The sequence below is a fragment of the Noviherbaspirillum sedimenti genome (genome assembly GCF_003590835.1).
GTDB classification, from domain to species: domain Bacteria; phylum Pseudomonadota; class Gammaproteobacteria; order Burkholderiales; family Burkholderiaceae_D; genus Paucimonas; species Paucimonas sedimenti.
The window spans coordinates 813036-835637 of the sequence record NZ_QYUQ01000002.1 but is presented as its reverse complement, the minus strand read 5'-3'; the positions used below and the strand labels follow the sequence as shown (position 1 = coordinate 835637).

Genomic DNA, 22602 nt, shown 5'->3' with positions numbered 1-22602 from the left:
TCGGACGGTTCCGGGCGCTTACGGAGAACAATGCATGGCTCAATCCCAGAAGCCGCGCAGCTTTGCGCGCATCAATCGCCTTCCCCCCTACGTTTTCAACATCACGGCCGAGCTCAAGATGGCGGCGCGCCGGCGCGGCGAAGATATCATCGACCTCTCGATGGGCAATCCCGACGGCCCCACGCCGCAACACATCGTCGACAAGCTGATCGATACCGTCAAGCGCCCCGACACGCACGGCTATTCGGCCTCCAAAGGCATTCCGCGCCTGCGCCGGGCGATCTCGCACTGGTACAAGGAGCGCTACGATGTCGAGATCGATCCCGACAGCGAAGCGATCGTCACCATCGGTTCCAAGGAAGGGCTGGCCCACCTGATGCTGGCCACGCTCGATCGCGGCGACACCGTGCTGGTGCCCAACCCGAGTTATCCGATCCATATCTGGGGCGCGGTGATCGCCGGTGCCGATATCCGTTCGGTGCGCATGAGCCCGGACGTGGATTTCTTCGCCGAGCTGGAACGGGCGATCCGCGAAAGCTATCCGAAGCCGAAGATGATGGTGTTGGGCTTTCCGTCCAACCCGACCGCGCAATGCGTCGAGCTCGACTTTTTCGAGCGCGTCGTCAAACTGGCCAGGGAGCACGACATCCTGGTGGTGCACGACCTGGCCTATGCCGATATCGTCTATGACGGCTGGAAGGCGCCGTCGATCATGCAGGTGCCGGGCGCGCGCGACGTCGCCGTGGAATTCTTCACCATGTCCAAGAGCTACAACATGGCGGGCTGGCGCATCGGCTTCATGGTCGGCAACCGCGAACTGGTGGCGGCGCTGGCGCGCATCAAGAGCTACCACGACTATGGCAGTTTCACGCCGGTGCAGGTCGCCGCGATCGCCGCGCTCGAAGGCGACCAGGGCTGTGTGGAAGAAATCCGTGCGCAATACCAGCGCCGCCGCGACGTGCTGGTCAAGGGCTTGCATGAAGCCGGCTGGATGGTCGACAAGCCCAAGGCCTCGATGTACATCTGGGCGCGCATCCCTGAACAGTACCGCCACCTCGGTTCGCTGGAGTTCTCCAGGCTGCTGCTGGAAAAAGCCAAGGTCTGCGTGTCGCCCGGGATCGGCTTCGGCGAATATGGCGACGAATATGTGCGCATGGCGCTGATCGAGAACGAAGCGCGCATCCGCCAGGCGATTCGCGGCATCAAGGCGATGCTGAAGGGGCTTTAATCACCATGCGCACGTGTCCGCACCTGTGCCGGCAAAGCCGCAGCCTGAGGCACGCCGGACCATGACCCTCACGTTGATCCTGGGCATATTCATCGGCGCCGTGCTCGGCCTGACTGGCGCCGGCGGCGCCATCCTGTCGGTGCCGGCGCTGGTCTTCAGTCTCGGCTGGAGCATGCAGCAGGCCGCGCCGGTGGCGCTGGTTGCGGTCGCGATCGGTGCCGGCATCGGCACCATCGAAGGCTTGCGCCAAGGCCTGGTGCGCTACAAGGCGGCGCTGCTGATGGCCGCAGCCGGCACGCTGTTGACGCCTTTGGGCATCCGTCTGGCGCAAGTACTGCCGCAGACATGGCTGCTCGTCCTGTTTGCCATGGTCATGCTGCTCTCCGCCGCACGGCAACTGCAAATGAAGAGCATGGAATCGGATGATGCGATTGCGCCGCGCAAAGCTGGCTGGATCAACCCCGAAACCGGCCGCTTCCACTGGAACTGGCCCACCGCCTCGCTGCTGGGATCGATCGGGGCACTCACCGGCTTTCTGGCCGGGCTGCTCGGCGTCGGCGGTGCTTTTGTGATGGTGCCGCTGCTGCAGCGTTTCACGAACATCTCCATGCATGGCGTAGTTGCCACGGCGCTGATGGTCACCGCGCTGATCAGCGCTGGCGGCGTCGTTAGCGCCCTTCGCCACGGCGCAGTGCTGCCATTCGAGATTACCGCCGCCTTTGCCGGCGCCATTGCGCTTGGCATGGTCGGCGGACGCCTGCTTTCCCGGCATGTCGCGGGACCTCAGGTACGGATCGGCTTTGCCGCCATCCTGGTCGTGGTTGCAACCAGCATGCTGATCAAAGCCCTGGACTGAAAACGGAGTTTCAGTGAAGGCTAACTTGCGCAGCAAGTTAAGCAGCGTCAGCTGCGGCCGAAACTAAACGAAAAAGGGGCGATTCTCTCGCCCCTTTGATCGTTCAGTAAAGCAAGTCTTCAGTCAACGCCCCCGGGGCGCATAGATGTTGCGCCCGGCTTCATCGATCTGGCGCCGCAACTCGCGGCGCTCCTCCGGCGACATGCGTCCACCGCGCCGGCCATCATCTTGCGGCGGCGCCTGCCCGTAACCGCCCTGCTGCTGCGGAGCGTTGCGGAACTGGCCATTATCACGCCCCTCGCGGCCATCGCCGCCACCGCGACGCTCAAATTGTTGCTGCCCATCATCGCCACGACGCGCCTGCGAAGCCTGCGCCCATTCCAGCTGACGCTCGAGCCGGGCCGCTTCGCTGCTGTGCCAGTCGTGAGCCGGGCGCGCAAGCGCCGCCGTCATGCCCACCGCCAGCAATGCCATCAAGCTCAATTTCCCGAGTGCCATTTTCATAAAATTTTCTTTCCAGAAGCTCCGGCAAGGTACAAACTACAGACATACGCGCTCACAAGGCCGCATTTCCCTATGACGCAAGTGTATGCCGCTTCCCATTCCCCCATAAGGAGGGGTTTGGTAAAGTGTGTAACAGTTTGTAATGCCTGCCCGCCCATCTATTGCCAAACAGAATACGGACGTTACCATAGCAGCATGAATACGACAAATACCACTGCCACTGCCAACACCGCCGCCCCCCAAACCCGGGTGCTGGTGGTCGATGACGACCTGCGCCTGCGCGACCTGCTGCGTCGCTATTTGACCGAGCAAGGTTTCCAGGTCGTTACCGCCGAAAACGCCCAGGCCATGAACAAACTGTGGCTGCGCGAGCGCTACGACATGCTGATCCTCGACCTCATGCTGCCGGGCGAAGATGGCCTGTCGATCTGCCGCCGCCTGCGCGGCGCCGGCGACCAGACCCCGATCATCATGCTGACCGCCAAGGGCGAGGACGTGGATCGCATCATCGGCCTGGAAATGGGCGCCGACGACTACCTGCCCAAGCCCTTTAATCCGCGCGAACTGGTGGCGCGCATCAATGCGGTAATGCGCCGCAAGGGCGCCGATGAAGCGCCGGGCGCCCCGTCGGAAAAGCCGCAAGTGTTCGAATTCGGCGATTTCGTACTGGACCTGGGCACCCGCACCCTGAAAAAAAATGGCGAGTCGGTATCGCTGACGACTGGCGAGTTTTCCGTGCTGAAGGTATTCGCCCGCCATGCGCGCCAGCCATTGTCGCGCGAAAAACTGATGGAACTGGCGCGCGGACGCGAATATGAAGTGTTCGACCGCAGCCTGGATGTGCAAATCTCGCGCCTGCGCAAGCTGATCGAGCCGGACCCGTCCAACCCGCTCTACATTCAGACGGTCTGGGGCCTAGGATACGTATTCATTCCGGAAGGCCAGCCGCGCTAGGCGGCGCGCCTGGCCTGCATTTCAGTCCGTCCGCATCCATGTCCCTGCTTGCCAAACGTCTATCCTGGCTGAAGAGCGGCCTGTTCTGGCGCACCTTCATCCTGCTCGCGCTGCTGATCACGGTCAGCATGGCCACCTGGGTGTGGGGCGTGCGCTCGGTAGAACGCGCCCCGCGCGCGCGCCAGATCGCCGCACAGGTGGTGTCGATCGTCACCATCACGCGCGCCGCCCTGACCCACTCCGCGCCCGACCTGCGGCGCGAACTGCTGTTCGACCTGGCCAGCAATGAAGGCGTGCGCGTCTATCCGCTCGAAGACGATGACGTCATCGTCCCCGCCAGCGGCGGCAACCTGGCACCGCTGGTGCAGCAACAGGTGCGCGCCAAGCTTGGCCCCACCACGCGCTTCGCCAGGAGCGTCAATGACGTCGACGGCTTCTGGGTCAGTTTCGACATCGGCGGCGACGATTACTGGCTGATGCTCGACCGCGGGCGCGTCGACCGTTCCTCCGGTGTCCAGTGGCTGGGATGGGGCGCAGTAACGCTGTTGCTGGCGCTGCTCGGCGCCCTGTTCATTTCCGGCTACGTCAACCTGCCGCTGGCGCGCCTGAGTGCCGCCACCCGCGCGGTCGCCCGCGGCCAGCAGCCGGAGAAACTGCCGGAAAAGGGCCCGCGTGAAATCCGCGAAGCCAACCACAGCTTCAACCAGATGGTCGATGACCTGAACCGGATCGAATCCGACCGCGCCCTGATCCTCGCCGGCATTTCACACGACTTGCGCACGCCGATCTCGCGCATGCTGCTGGAAGTGGAAATGGCCAGTCTCGACAGCGAAGCGCGCGCCGGCATGCAGTCCGACCTGGCGCAGATGGACGCCATCATCGGCCAGTTCCTCGATTACGCCAGGCCGGACGACCCGGCCGGCTTGCGCGCAACTGACCTGTCAGCGCTGCTGCATGATGCCGCGCAGGAAGGCACGCGCCTGCCTGACGTCGAGATCAGCGCGCACATCGAGGAGGGCATCACGGTCATGGGCCATGTCATCGACCTTCGGCGCGCCGTCAACAACCTGATCGAAAATGCCCGCCGCTATGCCCGGCGCGACGAAGCGGAACTAGTAAAAATCGCGCTAGCTTGCCGCCGGGAAGGCGGCCAGGCCATCATCGAGGTCGCCGATGACGGCCCGGGCGTGCCGCCGCAGGAAATCGACCGCATGCTACGCCCGTTCACCAGGCTCGACGCCGCCCGCGGCCAGGCCAACGGCGCCGGCCTCGGCCTGGCGATCGTGGCGCGCCTGGTCAAGCGGCACCACGGCAAACTGCAACTCAGCAATCGCAGCCCGCATGGATTATCCGTGCGCATCACGCTGCCACTGGCACAGGGCTGAATCGCAACTACGCTTCATCCTCGTGCTGGCCGCCGATCTTTCCCTCTTTGAACAGGGTATCGCGCAACTCATGGTCGAAACTCGCATCATGGCGGCGTATCCATTCCAGCACCATCGACGCATGTTCCTTTTCTTCATCGCGGTTATGTTCGAGGATGTGCCGCAATTCCGTATCGGTACAGGCATCGACCCGCTGGTTATACCAGTCGACTGCCTCCAGCTCTTCCATCAGGGAGACAATGGCGCGGTGCATGTCCATCGTCTCAGCAGAGAGTTTATCGGTCGCTTCGTGGAATCCTTCACTGGCCATGGTCACTCCTTGCTTACGCACAAATTTGGCAGGCATTCAGCATAAAGCTTATCTTACGATATCCTGATTGCGCGCCGGACCTGCTTTGCGCAAAGGCTGCGCCGGATTTTCCACCCGGGTTTGTCCGAACGAATGCATGGTCAACCAGTCAAATTGTGATAACACTTTCACTGGGACAAAGTCATGCAAACGACCTGGATACTGGCGGCCGACAGCAGTCGCGTACGGATTTTTCAAGAACTGGATGCCGAGCATCATTTGCAGGAAGTACAGGATTTTGCCAATCCTGCTGGTCACGCAAAGGGAGAAGAACTGCTGACGGGCAACCCGGAGCGGCGCAATATGTCCAAGGGCACGCTCGGCGGCACGCACGATGGCCAAGCCGAGACTTCGCCGATCGAACATGAAAACATCCAGTTTTCAAAAGAAATCGGCGACTATCTCGAACAGGCCCGCAGCGAGCAGCGCTTCGACCGATTGTGTGTAATTGCCGCGCCCCACTTCCTCGGCCTGCTACGGCAGAATCTCAGCAAGGAAGCGCAAAAGCTGGTCCAGGCGGAAATCGACAAGGATATCGCGTGGTTCGATAAAACCGACATCGAAAAATTCGTGCAGAACTGGCAGCATTAAAAATTGTCAGGGTCACACCACAGCGCCAAAGATTTTCCCGACGAGCGCTGTGGCCGCCATTGCCAAGGCGCCCCAAAAGCTCACGCGAGCAGCGCCGATGACAAGCTTGGCGCCGCCTGCCCGAGCCGCCAGCCCGCCCAGAAGCGCCAGAAAAAGGAGCGAGCCGCCGGCCACGGCAGGCAACATGAACGCTGTTGATGCGAACCAGGCCAGCGCAAGCGGCAAGGCCGCGCCCACGGAAAAAGTCGCGGCCGAAGCCAGCGCCGCCTGCACCGGCCTGGCACCGTGCATTTCAGAGAGGCCGAGTTCATCGCGTGCGTGCGCCGCAAGGGCATCATGCGCCATTAACTGATCGGCGACTTGCCTTGCAAGCGACGGCTCAAGCCCCCGCTTGACATAGATCGTCGCAAGCTCCAGGTGCTCGGAGCTATCGTCCTGTGCCAGTTCAAGACGTTCGCGTTCCAGATCGGCCTTTTCCGTATCCGCCTGCGAACTCACTGACACATACTCCCCTGCCGCCATCGACATGGCACCTGCTACCAGGCCCGCCATTCCGGCGATGAGCACATCTTCTCGCGTCGTATTCGCAGCGGCCACCCCCACCACCAGGCTTGCCGTCGAGACGATGCCATCGTTTGCGCCGAGCACGGCGGCCCTCAACCAGCCGATTCGCTCGGCATAGTGCCGTTCAAAATGTTTCCGCATGTTCTTTCCCAATGGGTAGCAGCGTCCTGCTCCGCAAGCGCTTCGCGTCACGCGAACGGCGTCATGCTGGCGCGCTGCAACAGCAGCACTTTAGCATCCAGATGGAAGGCGGCGGGAATTTCCAGAAGGAAGTTGCAAGAGCGCGTCCGGAACCTCCGCCAGCGGGATAAAAATGAAAATGAAAATGATAAAAGGCGAACCATACGGTCCGCCTTCTTTTGTCATTCAAGCCCGTCCGGTTTCAGAAAATCACCCGAACAAAGAGCTGATTACGGTGAAGGGCAGTTACCCACGATGTAATAAGCAGCTGCAGTTTGCGCCAGGGTGCTGGTATAGAACATATTGTTCAGGCCCATCCTGGTATTGGAACCATTGGCATGCGCATAACCGCTGACGACATGCGCGCGGCCGCCCTGGACATGCGCATAATTGCTGGCTGAAGTCGCGGTGCAAATCCACGAGGGCTTGGTCGTCACCGCCAATGGCGTTGATGCTGCGCTGGTGCTCCCCGAATTGGCTGACTGCACTGTGAAGGTATATTGCGTTTGTTCAGCCAGGCCCGTTGCAGTAAAGCCCGTGGTCGTGCCGCTTGCCGCCGGCACCGACGCCACCACCGTGCCGGTCGCGCCGCCGGTGCGGGTGACGGTATAGCTGGTGGCACCGGTGACATTGGACCAGATCAAGCCAATTGCGCTCGCAGTGGTGGATGCTGCCGGCGCAGTGACATTGGATGGCGGAACCAGGCTAATCGGGCCGATCTGGAACGACGCCGTGCATGGCGCATCCGAAGCTCCGCCGACATTATCGGTGGCGGCGACCTTGGCGGTATAGCTGCCATTGGCAAGCGCCGAATATTGCTTGCTGAAGCTTGCGCCGCTACCTGCTGCATCATCGGTCATGGGCGACGGGCCAGTAATGGTCACGCTATAGCTTGCGATCGCACCGTTATCGGTCGCGGCGCCATTGATCGTCACAGCAGTCGCCGTGGGCGAGGCAACCATGGCAGAGCAACTCGTGACGACAGGCTTGGGATCGCCGCGCTCCACCCGCAGGTTATTGTCAAAGAAAAATTTGGTGACGTAGGCTGGGTAGTTGACGTGAGTGTAGTCAACATAGAGCCCGCCACCGCTGCCGCCGGCGCCGGCCGGCCATGCATGGCCCATGCCGGTCGCTTCGATATAGGAGACACGAAGCCGGCTGGCACTGTCTTGCCATAAAGTGCCGGTGCTTTTCACCTCGGTAAAGGTGCCAGCACTGGTCGTGGCGCCATAGGCAATCTTCATGCCGTCGCGGTTGGTCCAGTCATGGGTGGGATCGACAACGCCATCGGTCGAACCATTGACGACCGATGTGATTTGCGTTTGCAGCGCGGTGCTATAGCTGCCGGCAATTTGCTTGCAGGTGTCCGCCACTTGCTGGGGGGTTCGTGACGACTTTGAACCCACCCCGGCGGTGGCCGGCGTGTAGAGTGCGGGTCCGGCATTGATCCCCATGCCGGCAAAATAATCGGGGGCCACGCAGCCCAGATCGATGACCAGGCCGCCGCCGGAGGATAAGCCAGTGACGTAAATCTGGGTGGGGTCGATGTTCAGTTCCGGCCGTGCTTTTACTGCATCGATCAGCTTCAGCAAGATGGCTTCGTCACGCGTCGTGCGGCTATGATTGCCGCCGAACCAGTCCCAGCAGCCGGAGTAGGTACGAGTCGAGGTCGTGCCGGAAGGCACGGTCGGCGCAATCACGACCATGCCGTATTTTTCGGCAGTATCTTCCCAATTGTATTTCCGGTTAATCACGTTGCCGGCGGCAGTCATCGCGCAACCATGCAGCGTGAGCATCAATGCCCGGCCCTTGCCAATTGTGGTCGGCGCAGGATTTTTTGGCACATAAGTGTAGGCATCCTGTAATCCGAACAGCGTGGTTTCCTTGACCCATGTGCCGCTACCAGGGGTTAAGGCATGTGCGGATGCCGCCAAAGTACTCAGCATAAGCGAGATGGCAATTGTTTTAAAATTCCTGCGCATTCTGAAGATCTCCTTTTGATTAGTTGCGTTGTGGTAACAGCGCAAATGTGGCCTTTTTATTGGTTGCAAGGCCTTATTCATAATCTGAATACCTGTTATTCAGACAGGAGAAATTATTAGCGCAATGATATTTGGATGGACGGGAATACCGTATTTTTACGGTAGCTGAAGTGACTGGTAACTTGGCCAGATCCCGCCCATGCGATGCATGATTTCGGTCAAAGCAGATTTTTTATGGGTCTGAAGCTTGAGCTGCCTGTATACGAATTGTTAGCACGAACTAGAAGATCATCACATGGTCGACCAAGTACCTGCCGTCGTGTTGAACCAAAACGAGTTCTGCCACGAATTCGCCTGGCACCTTTGTGAACCACTGCCGCCAGACAACGGCAACCGACTCCGGGCGCTTGAAGACCGCCACGAATTCGCGCTTGGAAAAGTATCCCTTGCTGCGTTGGTATTGCTCGCAAATCGACTGAAATGCGTCTTTCGATAGAATGCCTTTTGCACGTTCCGTAAAATCCCGTATGTGCCTCTCGTAGTCGATGGCTGTGGATGCATCCATCAGCTTGTCCATGATGGGTGCAGCGACTGCCAAAATTTCCATGTCTGATTTTTGCGCCAAGTCCATGATGCTTCTCTCAAAGTGCCAATGCCACGCTAACACTATTAAGCCGGCTCTAATTGAGCGCCATATCACCAGGTGAAAATGCAGGAATTTCTTAGCCGAGGAAACTTGTGAAGTTAGTAGGCTCTTCACGCGGCGTCACGAGTCGATTTTCTGGCGCCGATGCGTCAGCATATCCAAGTGCCATTCCGCAGAGAAGCATTTCATCGGGACCAGCGCCAACATGAGTAAGAATGATTTTTCCAAACCGGTTCCATGCGGCTTGTGGACAAGTATCAATTCCGCGGGATTTGGCAGCTAACATAAAGTTTTGCAGGAACATTCCGTAATCTAAGATGGCGCCGCGGCCGAGATTTCTGTTAAGCGTAAACATGATCCCAACAGGGGCGTCAAAAAACCGGAAGTTTCTCTGATGCTGGGCGTGCATGGCAACCTTATCGCCTTTTGCAATTCCTAATAACCCATATAGTTCATAACCGTTCTGTCGACGTCGCGCCAGATATGGTTCAAACCATTTTTCGGAGTAATAGTCGTACTCCTCTTCGTACTCGGAAGCACAGGACGGATTCTCAAAGACAGCATCATGAGCACGGCATACCTTATCAACAAGTTCGTCCCTAGGTGTTCCACGCAAAACATAGGCGCGCCATGGCTGAATATTAGTTCCACTAGGAGCTCTTGATGCTACGCGGAGGATCTCGAGTATTTCATTTTCAGGAACTGGTTTATCAATAAACGCACGAATCGAGCTTCGCGACAAAGCCACGGAATCCACAGCTTCTTTTACTTCATTTCGCATTTTCACCTCTTCAGAAAATGTCATCAAAACGCATATGATCCTCGATCATAAAACTGCCATTGAGTTTCTGCTAGAGAATATCGATAGATCAGATTCAACCGCTATGCATTGATGAACCTGTACAGCGCCTTGCTCTTGAGTAGAGGTATTCTTTCTAGCGTGCTTTATTCGGCAGGGGAAGTGGCGGATCCAGGCCGGTACCAGCGCGGATGGAACTCCGCAACAAGGCGGCCTGAGGTATCAAGTGCATGGCAACCGTCGAGAGCGAAAGGCTTTTCATCTTGCAAAAATGGAATTTCGCCTTCCAGTGTCTGGATGATTGCAGTTCCCATGGAAAGCAATAACTCGGTCATGTGCGTGCAGCCATTTATGCCTCCCAGAAGTTGACGGATCTGCCCCCGGAAGCCGCTGCCAACACGCATGCCGACGATGCATGCATAACGCGACTGGATATTGCCACATGTGCCTTCATACGGGACCGCATCCATCGATGTTTGCACCTCCCTGATCACGCATGCGGCATCGACTGTGAGCCGCATCCACATGTCATGAATGGGATCGCCGCCGCGACGATGACCTCCAGGAAAATTGACATCATTTGCCCGTACATCCGTTAAATGTCCTTCGATATCCCAAAGATTATCTTTTCTGCGATATCCTTTAAATATGATGGATCGTGTATGCAGGAGTTCTCGCTCGATGACAGGGTCTGGTAGATGCAAGGTGACAAACTCCTTTTCAGTTTGGTTCGACAAGTTTATTGTACAGAAAAACATCAAAAAAGAATGCGCGCAGTCGAAACTACAAAACATTACTGAAGTGACGATATCGCTGGACTTGCGGCGACATTTTCTTTGTTAGAGCACTTACCCCCCACCAAGGTAGCGCCGATTACTTTCCATGACTTTCAAGCTTGCACGGTACGCAAATGTGCAAACACTGCCGTGCTCTGAGTGCTATCCGAGTCAGCATGCCCCGCGCGAATCTGCCAGCATAGCCGCCGATTCAAGTCGGTCAACACTTGTCGCAGTTCATTTCTGTTACTGGCATCAGGGAATGCGGGAAATAAATTGGTCAACAAGGCCCGTTCAAAACGCTCCGGATCCTCCCCTGCTTGCGATTGACGGTGCCGCCGGACAGGCGTTCCATGGTCTCGATGCCGACCGCCTTGGCCTGCGCCGCGCCGGCGTTTAATCCGCTCAAGGCATATCGTACCCCGGTGTTGATTTCTGCGTTCATCACAATGAACTGATCAAGTGGCCGCCGTCCACCGCCAGTGCGGCGCCGGTGATATGGATGCCGGCTTCCGACGCCAGCAATAGCAGCGGTCCGTCCAGATGCTCCGGGTGGCCGAAACGCCGGGTAGGAACCCGCATGCGCAGGCGTTCGCCTGCTTCGCCGGCCAGGAAGTCGCGGTTGAGGTCGGTGACGATATACCCGGGCAGGATGGCATTGACCCGGATGCCGTAGCGTGCCAGTTCGAGCGCGGCAGACTTGGTTGCCTGAATCAAGCCGGCCTTGGAAACACAGTACGGCCCGACATGATTGGCCACGCGTTCGCCCAGTATCGACGCAATGTTCACGATGCTGCCGCCGCTTTTGGCGGCGATCATACGACGCGCGCCTTCCTGGCTGACCAGCCAGCTGCCGCGCAGATTGGTTCCCACGACATGATCCCAGTCAGCCTCGCTCTGTTCCAGCAATGGCTTGCTGACCGTAACGCCGGCATTGTTGACAATGATATCAACTGCCTTGCCGCCTGCCGCGATCGCATCGAATGCCGCCGCCACGCTCGCGGAATCGGTCACATCAAGGCTGATTGCCTGCGTCGTGGCGCCCGTTTGCTGAATTTCCTCGACCAGTTCGGCCAGCTTTTCCGCCCGGCGTGCCGCCACCACCAGCTCGGCGCCGGCCTTGGCCAGCGTCAGCGCGAAGTGGCGACCCAGGCCGCTGGATGCGCCAGTGACGAGCGCGCGGCGGCCTTCAAGCCGGAATAAGGGGGAGTTATTGCTGCTCATCGGACTCGCTCTCCAAAGTTAAGGTCAATGCGCATTGTGCTGGTTCCCACGCAAAATGTGGCGCGCGATGCTCCAGCGGTGCACTTCGGACGGGCCGTCGTAGATACGGAAAGCGCGCACGTCAGCAAAGATGCGGGCAACGACGGTTTCGTGCGTGACGCCCTGGCCGCCGAGGATTTGCACGCTGCGATCGACCACGCGCCAGATCGCTTCCGAAGACAAGACCTTGGCCACGCTGGATTCATGCTTGCCAAGTGCGCCCTGGTCGAGCACCCAGGCGCAATGCCAGACAGAAAGGCGGGTGGCGTGCAAATCCATTTCATTGTCGGCCAACATGAAACCAACCCCTTCATGCGCACCGATCGGCTTGCCGAAGGCTTGCCGCTTGCGCGCATAGTCGGTCGCCACATCGTGCGCCCGCCGCGCGGCGCCCAGCCAGCGCATGCAGTGGGTCAGCCGCGCCGGGGACAGGCGCACTTGCGCATAGCGGAAGCCTTGGCCAAGTTCGCCGAGGATGTGCTCGGCCGGCACGCGCAAATTATCAAATGACACCACGCCATGTCCGCCGGGAAAGCAAGTGTCCAACGAGTCCATTGCACGTTCGATGGTGATGCCGGGGCTATCCATGTCAGCCAGAAACATGGTGGCGTCGCCATTCTCCAGCTTGGCCATGATGATGGCAAAGCTGGCCCCTTCGGCGCCGGTAATGAACCATTTTTCCCCGCTGATCAGGTAGTCCTCGCCATCCTTGACGGCGCTGGTCATCAGCATGCCGGGATCGGCGCCGGCGCCGGGCGCCGGTTCGGTCATGCAAAAGCAGGAACGAATTTTTCCCGCGGCCAGCGGGCGCAGCCAGCGTTCTTTCTGGGCTGGCGACGCAACCTGTTCCAGCAGGTGCATGTTGCCTTCATCAGGCGCGGCGATATTGAGCGCGACCGGGCCCAGCGGCGAGTAGCCGGCTTCCTCGAAAACGATCGCCTTGGCGAAGTGATTCAGGCCCAAGCCGCCGAACTCGGCGGACACATGGCTCGACAGCAGGCCAGCGGCGCGTGCTTTGTTGATAAGTTCACGGCGCAGATCCTCATTGGGCCCATGCGGCGTGCAGCGCGCATCGCGCTCCAGCGGAATAAGCTCGTCGGCGATGAAAGCGCGGGTGCGCGCCTGTAGCGCCTGCAGTTCTGCGGGGATGCTGAAATCCATAGAATTTCCTCTCTTGTAGAATAATTCGGTTTTATTTGACGTCGGACCGGTAGTCCCGAAATATCCGCTCCATCACGGTCAGGTCGGCTGTGGTTTTCACGGCATCGTAGGCCGTGAAATTGACTGCACGGATCAGGCGCCGCAGCGCCTGGTCGCCGTCCCAGTCGACATCGACGATGTTCAGGCATGCCGTGTCCTGCTCGAACGCCGACATGGCGCCGAGGTCCGTTCCGGCAGCCCAGCAAAGCAGCACGCGATTGACGGCGTCGTGGCTGACCACCAGCGCGCTGTCCCAGCCCGGATCGGCGAGCAGCTCCTGCAGCGCATCCAGGATGCGCCGCGCGAAATCGGCGAAATTCTCGCCACCGACAAAACCGGCATCGTCTTGTGCGGCGCGGTCGTAGGCATATGCGAGTTCGGCTTCCAGCCGCTCTGCCGGCACTTCTCGCAACCTGCCGGCGCGAATTTCACGCCATGCCGGTCGCGCTTCCGGCGCCAGCTGCGGACCGATCCGTTCGGCCAGGATCTGCGCCGTCTGCCTTGCCCGCGCGAGATCGGAGCAGATGATGCGGTCGATGCGAATTTCGTCCATTGCCGCCGCCAGGCTTCGCACCTGACTGAGACCCTGCGACGACAATTCGACATGCAGCGGGGGCAACGGGCGGCCGTTGGCGTCGAAATAGCTGACGTGGCCGTGCCGTACCAGGTACAGCCGGCGCCGCCTTGTCGCCGCAAGCATCGTTTCCTTCTTCATTTTGCGCTCCTGGATGACAGCAGACGGGGATTGGAGAGCGTCAGCTTGTGACTTACGTTTTCCGCCAGGTGCCGCAGCAGCTCCTGATGCGACGGCTTGCCGGCGTCGAAATTGCCGACGCGGATTTGCGCGCACAGTTCTTTCCGGTAACCCGTCAGGGCGTGCTGCAACAGTTCGCCGTCCACTGGCGCCTCGGCTGTTGCTTCTCCCGGCAACAGCTGTTGCAGTCCGGCCAACTCGCGCAAATCACCGGACTGTCCGGCATCGAGCTCGCGCGCGGCGATCGCCATGGCATTGGCAACCATCAGCGCCGAGTAGCGCAATTCGGCCGGCAATGCAGGCAACAGGCGTTTCATCAACTCTTCGCGCGCAGTCAGCAGCAAGTCCTGCCCATTCGGTCGGTCACTCATCGCACTCCCCCTGCAGTCAGGTTAAGGATTTCATGTTCGAGATCAGCCACCAGGCGGCCGGTCAAGGCCAGTTCCAGCGACGGCTGCTTGCCGGAGAGATGACGCTGCGCCTGTTGCAGCGCAATCACTGCCCAGCGCAGATGCGCCATCACCTGCCAGTAGCGCAGTTCGTCCGGCGTAAAGCTGCGGCCCGAGATGCGCTGGTAGCCGCGTAAAAAGTCCTCGACATGGGCGACGCCGCCGGCTTCGCGCTCGTTGGCATTGAAGCGCCAGCACCTGGCCATAAACCAGCCGATGTCTTCCAGTGGTTCGCCCCAGCCGGCAAATTCCCAGTCGAGCACGCCGCTCAGCCTGCCGTGATCGACCATGTAGTTTCCGGTGCGGTAGTCCCGGTGAATCAGACAGGCCGGGACGCTGGCCGGCGCATGCAATTCGCACCAGCGCAAGCCCACTTCCAGCGTCGGCCGGGCGGCGTCGAGCTCGTCGAGGTGGCGGCGGTATCCGGCAATGGTCGCCAGGGCATGGTTGTCATGCGGCGATGGCAGAAAATCCAGCAAAGGCTGCGGCGGCCTGACCGTATGCAGCTGCGCGAGATTGGCGCCCAAATCCTCGCCCAGCAAGGCGCGAGTGGGCACCAGTTCGGCTTCGCGCACCAGCCGGTGGCCGGCGGCGATGCCGGCGATGCGTTGCATGACAAAGAAGTCGCGCCCGATCACGTCCGGCTCGCGGCACAGCCACAGCGGCCGCGGCACGGTGACGCCGGCGCTGTGCGCAACGCTCAGCACGGCGAATTCCTGCGGCCGGGTGAGGCTTACCGCCACGGCCGATGGCGCATCGGTGCGCAGCACCCAGGATTGCTGGCCCTGGTAAGCCCCGCCCTTGACCGTGATATCGAGCGCCCAGTTTTCCTGGATGGCGCCGCCTGACAGGCGCGCCATTCCCGTGATCGCCAAATGGTCGGCTTCAGTCTGGGCAAGCAGGTAGCGCGTCAATCGTTCCTGGATTGACGGGCTGTCCAGCTCCATGCCGGCGGCGCCGGCGTTTTTGAAATCCATGGTGCTGTCTCTCTTGTTGAATAATTTTTAAATGGGATGCGATTGCCGTTAGCGCTGACTTCTCTCGTCGAGGCCAAGGGAGCGCCCGATTATCTCCAGCATGATTTCGGAAGTACCAGCATAAATGCGTGAAACGCGCGCATCGCGATACATCCGGCTGATACGGTATTCTTCCATGTAGCCGGCGCCACCATGCAACTGCACACAGTCATCCATGACGGCACCTTCCAGCTCGGAAGTCAGCAGCTTCGCCGCCGCTGCGGCTTCGGCGCTCACCTGCCCGGCATTATGCTGCATCACCAGCGCGTCAACCCATATCTGCTGCGCATCGAGCTGCGCGCGCATCCTTGCCATCTTGAAGCGCGTGTTTTGCAGGGCGCCAATCGGCTTGCCGAAGGCGCGTCTTTCCTTGACGAATTCGAGGGTAAGCTCAAATGCCAGCTGCGCATGCGCCAGCGACTGGCAGGCGGCCAGCAGCCGCTCTTCGACCAGGCCGTCGGCAAGATAGGCAAATCCCTTGACCGGGTCGCCGAGCACATTTGACTTCGGTACCTTGACGTCCTTGAAAAACAATTCGGCCGTGTCTTGCGCGTCCAGGCCCATCTTGGCGAGCTTGCGTCCACGTTCGAAGCCCGCCATCCCGCGCTCGACGATGAACAGGCCGATGCCATGTCTGGAGTCCGGTACGGTACGCGCGGCGACGATGACAATGTCGGCATTGATACCGTTCGAAACATAAGTCTTGGATCCGTTCAGCAGCCAGTGGTCGTCGAATTTCTGGGCATGGGATTTCAAGCCTGCCAGATCCGAACCGCTGCCAGGTTCGGTCATCGCAATGGCAAGTATTTTTTCTCCGCGCGCAGCCGGTGCCAGCAAACGCCGCTTTTGTTCATCGCTTCCCAAGCGTTCGAGGTAGGGTGCAACAATCCGCGAGTGCAGCGTCAAAAAAAGCCCGATATCGCCATGGCGGATGTTTTCCTCGTACACGATCTGTTCGTAACGAAAATCCTGTTCGCCCGCACCTCCGTACCGCTCATCCGCCCACATCAGCAGCAATCCGATTTCGCCGGCTTTGCGAAAGATGTCGCGATCACAGCAGCCCTGCTCCCGCCACCGGTCTACATTGGGCGCCACTTCTGCCTGCATGAAGCGGCGCACCGAGTCACGAAAGGCTTCGTGTTCAGGATCAAAGATCAGTCTATGCATTGTTCATCCCTGCCAGATTGGTGCCCGAGGCCGCTGGATAGAAGCTCTGCCCGCCTCTTGCCCGTTCCGCCAGCCATTCTGAAGGAGCGAAGCGCGGCCCGATGCGGGCGGCCAGGTGACGGCATTCCTCGACGAACTTCTGCAAGCCGACCGTTTCGATAAACGACAGCGCGCCGCCGCTCCAGGTCGGAAATCCCAGTCCAAGAATCGACCCCAGGTCGGCGTGCATCGGCAGCGTGATCAAGCCTTCCTCGATACAGCGCGCGGTTTCCAGCGCCTGGATGTACATCAGGCGATTGCGGACTTCATCCAGACTGGGTTGCTCGGTCTTGATCGGGTAGATTTGATGCAAGCCAGGCCATAAATGCTTTTTTTCGCCGACCGGAAAGTCATAGAAGCCGCCACCGCTTTTGCGTCCCAGGCGGCCGATTTCATTCATTTTCAGCACAACATTCTGCGCATGCACGCGCAGGAATTTGTTCGGCAGGCCATCTGCGATGGCCTGATCAATCACTTTCTTTTGCAGGTCGAGCGAGACTTCGTCCAGTACCGCCAGCGGTCCGGTCGCCATGCCGCACATGCGCGCAGCATTTTCAATCAGGGCCGGATTGACGCCCTCCTCCAGCATCGCCATGCCTTCATCGACATACGTGCAAAAAACGCGGCTGGTATAGAAACCGGGGCTGTCCTGGACAACGATCGGTGTCTTGCGCAGTTGACCGACAAAGTCCATCGATCTGGCCAGGGTTTCCGGCGAAGTCTCCTTGCCGACAATGATTTCCACCAGCGGCATGCGCTCAACCGGGGAAAAGAAATGCAGGCCGATGAATTGGCCGGCGCGACGCGCGTTTTGCGCCAGGCCGGTAATGGGCAAGGTGGAAGTATTGGAAGCAATGACAGCGCTTGCCTTTAATACCATGTCGATGTTGCCGATGACTTCGGCCTTGATGGCGCGATTCTCGAACACGGCTTCGATCACCAGGTCGCAGTCTGCGAGCAGCGCATAGTCGGTGGTCGCGCAAATGCGCCCCAACAGGGAAGCGCCCTGTTCGCGCGTGAATCGGTTTTTCTCGATTTCCTTGGCAACAATCGCGGAAGAATAATCCCTTCCTTTTTCCGCTTTCTCCTGTGTCGCATCAAGCAGCACCACATCGATGCCGACGCCTGCTGCGGCATAGGCGATTCCCGCTCCCATCATGCCGGCACCGATCACGCCGAGTTTGCGCACCGCGCTCTTCGGTATATCCCGCGGGCGGCCGCCGAGCTTGTCGCACATTCGCTTGTTGATGAACATGGTACGGATCAGATTGCGCGCCACCGGATTGCGAATCAAGGTCTCAAAATACTTTCCTTCGACTTGCAATCCGCGGTCGATCGGCAATTGGGTGCCTTCGTACACCGCCGACAGGATTGCCAGCGGCGCTGGATAGTTGCCTTGCGTGCGGCTGCGAATTGCCGCCATGCCAACCGAGAAACTGCCGTTGGCATGCGCCGCAAGTGCCCCTGCACCGCCCGGCAAACGATAGCCTTTCCGATCCCATGGCTGTTGCGCGGCCGGATTCTCCAGAACCCAGCGGCGCGCGGTCGCGATCAAATCGGCGGCCGGGACGCTTGCATCCACAATGCCCAGGTCCTTTGCCTGCGCAGGCATGATCGAAGTACCGTTCAACAGCAGCGGCAAGGCCTTTTCAATGCCCAGCATGCGCGGCAGGCGCTGTGTGCCGCCGCCGCCGGGGAGCAGGCCGACCGTCACCTCGGGCAGCCCTACCACCGTCCTCGGATCGTCACTGATGACCCGGTAATGACAGGCCAGACAGAGCTCCAGGCCGCCGCCAAGCGCCAGGCCGTTGATCGCTGCGGCAAACGGCTTGCCGCCCGTTTCCATGCGTCGCATCGTTGCGCGTTCGGCTTTGAAGCGGTCTGGCGCCTGCGCTGTCGTTTGCGTCAATTCGCAAGCCTGGGCAATTTCCTTCAGATCGGCGCCGGCAAGAAAGTTGGTTTTGCCGGAGGTAATCACCGCGCCCTTTATCGCATCGCTGGCAATGACCGTCTCGACGGCAGCGGCCAGATCTTCAATGAACTCCGGGGTAAATACATTGAAGGGACGGTCAGGAAGGTCGATCGTGATGAGGGCAATGCCATCTGTCCCGATTTCAAGGCTTAATGTACGCATGAATAGACTTTATTGTTCAAAGGATGATTTTCAGACGCGCTCAATTACGGTCGCGGTCGCTTGCCCGATCGCTGCACACAAGGTGACCAGACCGGTATTGAGATTGCGCCGCTCCAGTTCGTCCAGCACCGTGCCGAGCAGAATGGCGCCGGTCGCGCCGAGCGGGTGACCAAGGGCAATGGCGCCGCCATTCACATTGATGCGTTCGTGTGGAATATTGAATTCCCGCATATAGGTCATGGGCACCACAGCGAATGCTTCATTGACTTCAAACAGGTCAATATCGGCAATCGACATGCCCAGACGTTCAAGCAGTTTCTTCGTGACCGGCATCGGACCACCAAGGCCCATATTCGGTTCGCTGGCAATCGACATGAAGCCGCGAATGCGCGCCCTCGGCTTGAGTCCGTTTCGGGTACCGAACGCGCGATCGCCAATCAGCATGGCGCACGCGCCATCGACGATGCCGCTTGAACTGCCACTGGTGTGCATGTGGGGGATGGATGCCAGCTGGGGATAGCGTTGCAGGACCACGGCGTCGAATCCGGTTTCGCCAATCGCGGCAAAGGCTGGATTGAGCTTGGCGAGATCCTCCATCGAGGTGTCGGCGCGAATCGCTTCGTCGTGATCAAGCAAAACCTGACCGAGCACGTCGCGCACCGGCGTCAGCGACTTGGCAAAATAGCCATGATCACGGGCATGCGCTGCGCGGCGCTGGCTTTCCACCGAATAGGCATCAATATCTTGGCGGCCAAATCCTCCCAGGGCCGCCATCAGGTCGGCACAGGTGCCGTTCGGAATATACGCGAAGCGTTGCGTCACTTGCGGGTCGGTATAGCAGGCGCCGCCATCCGACCCGATGGCAACGCGCGACATGGATTCCACGCCGCCGCCGATACCGGCAGAAGCTTGTCCGGACATGATTGCTGCAGCAGCCATGTTGACGGTGTCCAGTCCGGAAGTGCAAAAGCGGTTGAGCTGAAAGCCAGGTACGCCATCGCCATAGCCTGCTTGCAGGACCGCTGTGCGCGCGAGGTCTGCGCCCTGTTCGCCCAAAGGCATCACGACACCGAGCCCCACATCACTGATTGAATCAGGGTCGAACTGGTTGCGCTGCCGCAGTGCCGACAATACCTGGCTCGCCAGCCGGACTGGCGTTACTTCATGCAATGCGCCGGTGGCGCGGCCTTTGCCACGGGGACTGCGCACATGATCATAAATAAATGCATCGTTCATTTCGTTTCCTTTGCTTCTGCTGGTTCGAGCAGATAATCCTTGTATTGGTCGCGCAGCTTCAGTTTGTATAGCTTGCCGGTTGCCGTCATTGGCATTTCATCGACAAAAATGACATCGTCCGGCACCCACCACTTGGCGACCTTTCCTTCAAAAAACTTGAGAATCTCCGCGCGGCTCAGAACCATGCCCGGCTTCTTCAGGATGACCAGAAGCGGCCTTTCGTCCCACTTTGGATGCGCGGCGCCAATGCAGGCAACCAGCTGGACCGCGGGGTGGGCGGCTGCGACGTTTTCAATGTCAATCGATGAAATCCATTCGCCGCCCGACTTCACGACATCCTTGCTGCGATCGGTAATTTTCATGTAGCCGTCGGCGTCGATATGCGCGATATCACCGGTAGGAAGCCAGCCGTCCACCAGTGCCGACTCGGCATGGCGGTAGTAACGCTCGGCGATCCATGGTCCACGTACCTGCAGATGTCCGCTGGCGACCCCATCCCATGGCAATTCCCGGTTTTCGTCATCGACAATGCGCATTTCAGCGCCGGCGACGATCCGTCCCTGGTTATCGTTTACCCGATGCCGTACTTCCTCCGGCGACAGCGATTTATGCAACGCGAGCGGGCTAGTGCAAGTCGTGATCGCTGCGGTCTCGGTCATGCCCCATCCCTGCAGCAGTTCAACTCCAAGTTCGGCATAGGCGGCGACGATCGCAGGCGGCGTCGAGGATCCGCCGACCAGCAATCGCTTCAGGCTGGAAAACCGCAAGCCGTTATCCTTGACGTGATTCAGCAGACTCAGCCACACGGTCGGCACCCCGACCGAAATCGTGACGCCTTCCTTTTCCATCAATTCATACAGGGATGCACCGTCCAGCTTCGATCCTGGCAGCACCAGCTTTGCGCCGACCAAGGGTGCGGCATACGGTGATTCCCATGCCTTTGCGTGAAACAAGGGGACCACCGGCATGATCACATCACGGGCCGAAAGGTTTGCCGAATCCGGCAAAGCGAACACATATGCATGGATCACTGTGGCCCGATGGCTGTAGAGGACGCCTTTCGGATCGCCGGTGGTGCCCGAGGTGTAGCACAGCATGGAGGCGCTGTTTTCGTCGAAAGACGGCCAGGCGTAGCTATCGTCCTGCTCTGCCAGAAGCGCTTCATAGTGCAGCAGATTTTTTTGAAAAGGCGTGGCTGGCGCGCCGGGCTGGTCCAGCAACACCCAGGCTTGCACACCCGGGCATTGGCCGGCGATACTTTCCACCAGGGGCAGGAATCCGGCATCGAAGAATACCAGCCGGTCGCCGCCATGGTTGATAATGTAGGCAACCTGATCCGCAAACAGCCGCGGATTGACGGTATGGCACACCAGGCCGCTGCCGGATATGCCGTAATACAGTTCAAGGTGACGATGGTCATTCCAGGCCAGCGTTCCGATCCGGTCACCGCTGACCATCCCCAGCTTGGCCAGTGCCTTGGCAAGCCGTTTGGAACGCGACTCGCAATCGCGATAGGTAGTCCGGTGTTCGCCCGAATCAAGCCGCGACACTATTTCGGTATGCCGATGATGACTCGCAGCTTGCCGTAGCAGCGAAGAAATCAGCAGCGGTGTATTGATCATGTCTCCGAGCAGGCTCATTATTTTCCTTTTTCGATATTTTTTCGGCTGGCGCTTAACGTCCAGTCCAGCGGGGTTCGCGACGCTCGATGAAGGCACGCGGACCTTCGCGGAAATCTTCGGTCTTGATCAGCCTTGCGCGGGCACTGTCGCCCAGCGCAATCAATTGCTCATCCGTCAAATCATGGCTTTGGCGTGCAATATTCAGGCTTTCCTGAACAGCAACAGGAGCGTTCCTGCATATTTTCTCGGCCACGCGGATCGCTTCCTGGCATACGGCATCGGCACGCACAAGGCGATTGACCAGGCCATGATGATAAGCCCGTCCCGCGTCCAGCCGTTCGCCGGTGAGAATCATTTCCAGCGCCACGGCGCGCGGCAGCGCGCGCACCAGGCGATAGCAGCCTCCGGCCAGCGCGATCAGGCCGCGCGATACCTCGGGCAACGCAAATTCCGCGCTCTCCGCAGCGATCACCAGGTCGCATGCCAGCATGAGTTCGCAGCCGCCCGCCAATGCCAGCCCGTTGACCGCGGCAATCCAGGGCTTGTTTCGCCTGGCGTTGACAAAGCCGGCAAAACCGCCGTCCGCCGTTTTCAGTGTGCCGACCCGGCCGGCGGCGATTTCCTTCAGATCCGCGCCGGCACAGAACACGCCATCGCCGGCCCCGGTCAGGATTGCCACCCTGAGCTCCGGATCGGCATTCACTGCCCTGACCACACGCTCAAGCGCGCATGCAATCGCGCCATTGATCGCATTGCGCGCTGCGGGCCGGTTCAGCGTGACCAGCAAGATATGCGCGCCGATGAACTCGACTTTCAGCGGGCCGTCAGTCGCTACCAAATCCTGTATGTCGTCCATGCCCATTACTGTATCCCCGAATGCTGATTCGTTTGCGTGCATCATTCCATGA

23 protein-coding genes are annotated in these 22602 nt (G+C 59.6%); 5 read left to right on the top strand and 18 right to left on the bottom strand.

The annotated features are described in order from the left end of the window. Positions 1 to 34: 34 nt before the first annotated feature. A complete protein-coding gene (gene alaC / locus D3878_RS03955; protein WP_119784295.1) occupies positions 35 to 1228 on the top strand; it encodes an alanine transaminase in 1194 nt (397 codons plus the stop codon). A 61-nt stretch (positions 1229 to 1289) separates the two neighbouring features. Beyond that, positions 1290 to 2084 carry a sulfite exporter TauE/SafE family protein gene (locus tag D3878_RS03950; protein ID WP_119784294.1) on the top strand — a complete coding sequence of 265 codons (795 nt, stop codon included), beginning with the start codon at positions 1290 to 1292 and terminating at the stop codon, positions 2082 to 2084. A 123-nt stretch (positions 2085 to 2207) separates the two neighbouring features. Here the strand turns inward: D3878_RS03950 and D3878_RS03945 are convergent, their stop codons facing one another. Next, a complete protein-coding gene (locus D3878_RS03945; RefSeq protein ID WP_119784293.1) occupies positions 2208 to 2588 on the bottom strand; it encodes a hypothetical protein in 381 nt (126 codons plus the stop codon). Between the two features lie 195 nt (positions 2589 to 2783). Here D3878_RS03945 and ompR point away from each other — a divergent pair, with 195 nt between their 5' ends. Then, complete coding sequence (gene ompR, locus D3878_RS03940; protein ID WP_119784292.1) at positions 2784 to 3542, top strand: osmolarity response regulator transcription factor OmpR; 759 nt, start codon at positions 2784 to 2786, stop codon at positions 3540 to 3542. A 38-nt stretch (positions 3543 to 3580) separates the two neighbouring features. Next, on the top strand, positions 3581 to 4927 hold the full coding sequence (locus D3878_RS03935; protein ID WP_119784291.1) for a sensor histidine kinase: 1347 nt from the start codon (positions 3581 to 3583) through the stop codon (positions 4925 to 4927). Between the two features lie 7 nt (positions 4928 to 4934). Here the strand turns inward: D3878_RS03935 and D3878_RS03930 are convergent, their stop codons facing one another. Further along, positions 4935 to 5237 carry an encapsulin-associated ferritin-like protein gene (locus D3878_RS03930; protein ID WP_119784290.1) on the bottom strand — a complete coding sequence of 101 codons (303 nt, stop codon included), beginning with the start codon at positions 5235 to 5237 and terminating at the stop codon, positions 4935 to 4937. Positions 5238 to 5420: 183 nt separating this feature from the next. Between D3878_RS03930 and D3878_RS03925 the strand changes: the two genes are divergently transcribed. Then, a complete protein-coding gene (locus tag D3878_RS03925) occupies positions 5421 to 5867 on the top strand; it encodes a host attachment protein (protein WP_119784289.1) in 447 nt (148 codons plus the stop codon). A 12-nt stretch (positions 5868 to 5879) separates the two neighbouring features. Here D3878_RS03925 and D3878_RS03920 read toward each other — a convergent pair whose 3' ends face one another. The 16 genes from D3878_RS03920 to D3878_RS03850 form a co-directional block, all read right to left on the bottom strand. After that, entirely contained in the window at positions 5880 to 6572 is a 693-nt protein-coding gene (locus D3878_RS03920) for a VIT1/CCC1 transporter family protein (RefSeq protein WP_119784288.1), read from the bottom strand. 269 nt (positions 6573 to 6841) lie between these two features. Then, positions 6842 to 8557, bottom strand: coding sequence for an extracellular catalytic domain type 1 short-chain-length polyhydroxyalkanoate depolymerase (locus D3878_RS03915; protein WP_158592168.1), 1716 nt, complete (start codon positions 8555 to 8557; stop codon positions 6842 to 6844). Positions 8558 to 8873: 316 nt separating this feature from the next. After that, positions 8874 to 9224 (bottom strand): hypothetical protein, encoded by a 351-nt coding sequence (locus tag D3878_RS03910; protein ID WP_119784286.1) that lies wholly within the window; start codon positions 9222 to 9224, stop codon positions 8874 to 8876. Between the two features lie 91 nt (positions 9225 to 9315). Continuing rightward, positions 9316 to 10044 carry a nitroreductase gene (locus D3878_RS03905; RefSeq protein WP_199688075.1) on the bottom strand — a complete coding sequence of 243 codons (729 nt, stop codon included), beginning with the start codon at positions 10042 to 10044 and terminating at the stop codon, positions 9316 to 9318. Between the two features lie 140 nt (positions 10045 to 10184). After that, positions 10185 to 10775 carry a DUF2889 domain-containing protein gene (locus tag D3878_RS03900; protein WP_158592167.1) on the bottom strand — a complete coding sequence of 197 codons (591 nt, stop codon included), beginning with the start codon at positions 10773 to 10775 and terminating at the stop codon, positions 10185 to 10187. A 319-nt stretch (positions 10776 to 11094) separates the two neighbouring features. Then, the gene (locus D3878_RS23670) at positions 11095 to 11262 is read right to left on the bottom strand and encodes a hypothetical protein (protein WP_158592166.1); all 168 of its coding nucleotides are present in this window, start codon (positions 11260 to 11262) and stop codon (positions 11095 to 11097) included. After that, positions 11259 to 12038, bottom strand: coding sequence for an SDR family NAD(P)-dependent oxidoreductase (locus tag D3878_RS03895; RefSeq protein ID WP_119784284.1), 780 nt, complete (start codon positions 12036 to 12038; stop codon positions 11259 to 11261). Before D3878_RS03895 ends, D3878_RS23670 begins: the two co-directional genes overlap by 4 nt. A 24-nt stretch (positions 12039 to 12062) precedes the next feature. Further along, positions 12063 to 13238: an acyl-CoA dehydrogenase family protein gene (locus tag D3878_RS03890; protein ID WP_119784283.1), complete on the bottom strand. Its 1176-nt coding sequence runs from the start codon at positions 13236 to 13238 to the stop codon at positions 12063 to 12065. Between the two features lie 31 nt (positions 13239 to 13269). Continuing rightward, entirely contained in the window at positions 13270 to 13992 is a 723-nt protein-coding gene (locus D3878_RS03885; RefSeq protein ID WP_199688074.1) for a histidine phosphatase family protein, read from the bottom strand. Beyond that, positions 13989 to 14402 (bottom strand): DUF6285 domain-containing protein, encoded by a 414-nt coding sequence (locus tag D3878_RS03880; RefSeq protein ID WP_119784282.1) that lies wholly within the window; start codon positions 14400 to 14402, stop codon positions 13989 to 13991. Before D3878_RS03880 ends, D3878_RS03885 begins: the two co-directional genes overlap by 4 nt. Continuing rightward, a complete protein-coding gene (locus tag D3878_RS03875) occupies positions 14399 to 15457 on the bottom strand; it encodes a phosphotransferase family protein (RefSeq protein ID WP_119784281.1) in 1059 nt (352 codons plus the stop codon). Before D3878_RS03875 ends, D3878_RS03880 begins: the two co-directional genes overlap by 4 nt. 48 nt (positions 15458 to 15505) lie before the next feature. After that, complete coding sequence (locus D3878_RS03870) at positions 15506 to 16663, bottom strand: acyl-CoA dehydrogenase family protein (protein WP_119784280.1); 1158 nt, start codon at positions 16661 to 16663, stop codon at positions 15506 to 15508. Further along, a complete protein-coding gene (locus D3878_RS03865) occupies positions 16656 to 18836 on the bottom strand; it encodes a 3-hydroxyacyl-CoA dehydrogenase NAD-binding domain-containing protein (RefSeq protein ID WP_119784279.1) in 2181 nt (726 codons plus the stop codon). Before D3878_RS03865 ends, D3878_RS03870 begins: the two co-directional genes overlap by 8 nt. 30 nt (positions 18837 to 18866) lie before the next feature. Beyond that, on the bottom strand, positions 18867 to 20072 hold the full coding sequence (locus D3878_RS03860; protein WP_119784278.1) for an acetyl-CoA C-acetyltransferase: 1206 nt from the start codon (positions 20070 to 20072) through the stop codon (positions 18867 to 18869). After that, the gene (locus D3878_RS03855) at positions 20069 to 21712 is read right to left on the bottom strand and encodes a 3-(methylthio)propionyl-CoA ligase (protein WP_119784277.1); all 1644 of its coding nucleotides are present in this window, start codon (positions 21710 to 21712) and stop codon (positions 20069 to 20071) included. Before D3878_RS03855 ends, D3878_RS03860 begins: the two co-directional genes overlap by 4 nt. Before the next feature lie 34 nt (positions 21713 to 21746). Next, positions 21747 to 22550 carry an enoyl-CoA hydratase-related protein gene (locus D3878_RS03850; protein ID WP_119787686.1) on the bottom strand — a complete coding sequence of 268 codons (804 nt, stop codon included), beginning with the start codon at positions 22548 to 22550 and terminating at the stop codon, positions 21747 to 21749. Between the last annotated feature and the right edge of the window lie 52 nt (positions 22551 to 22602).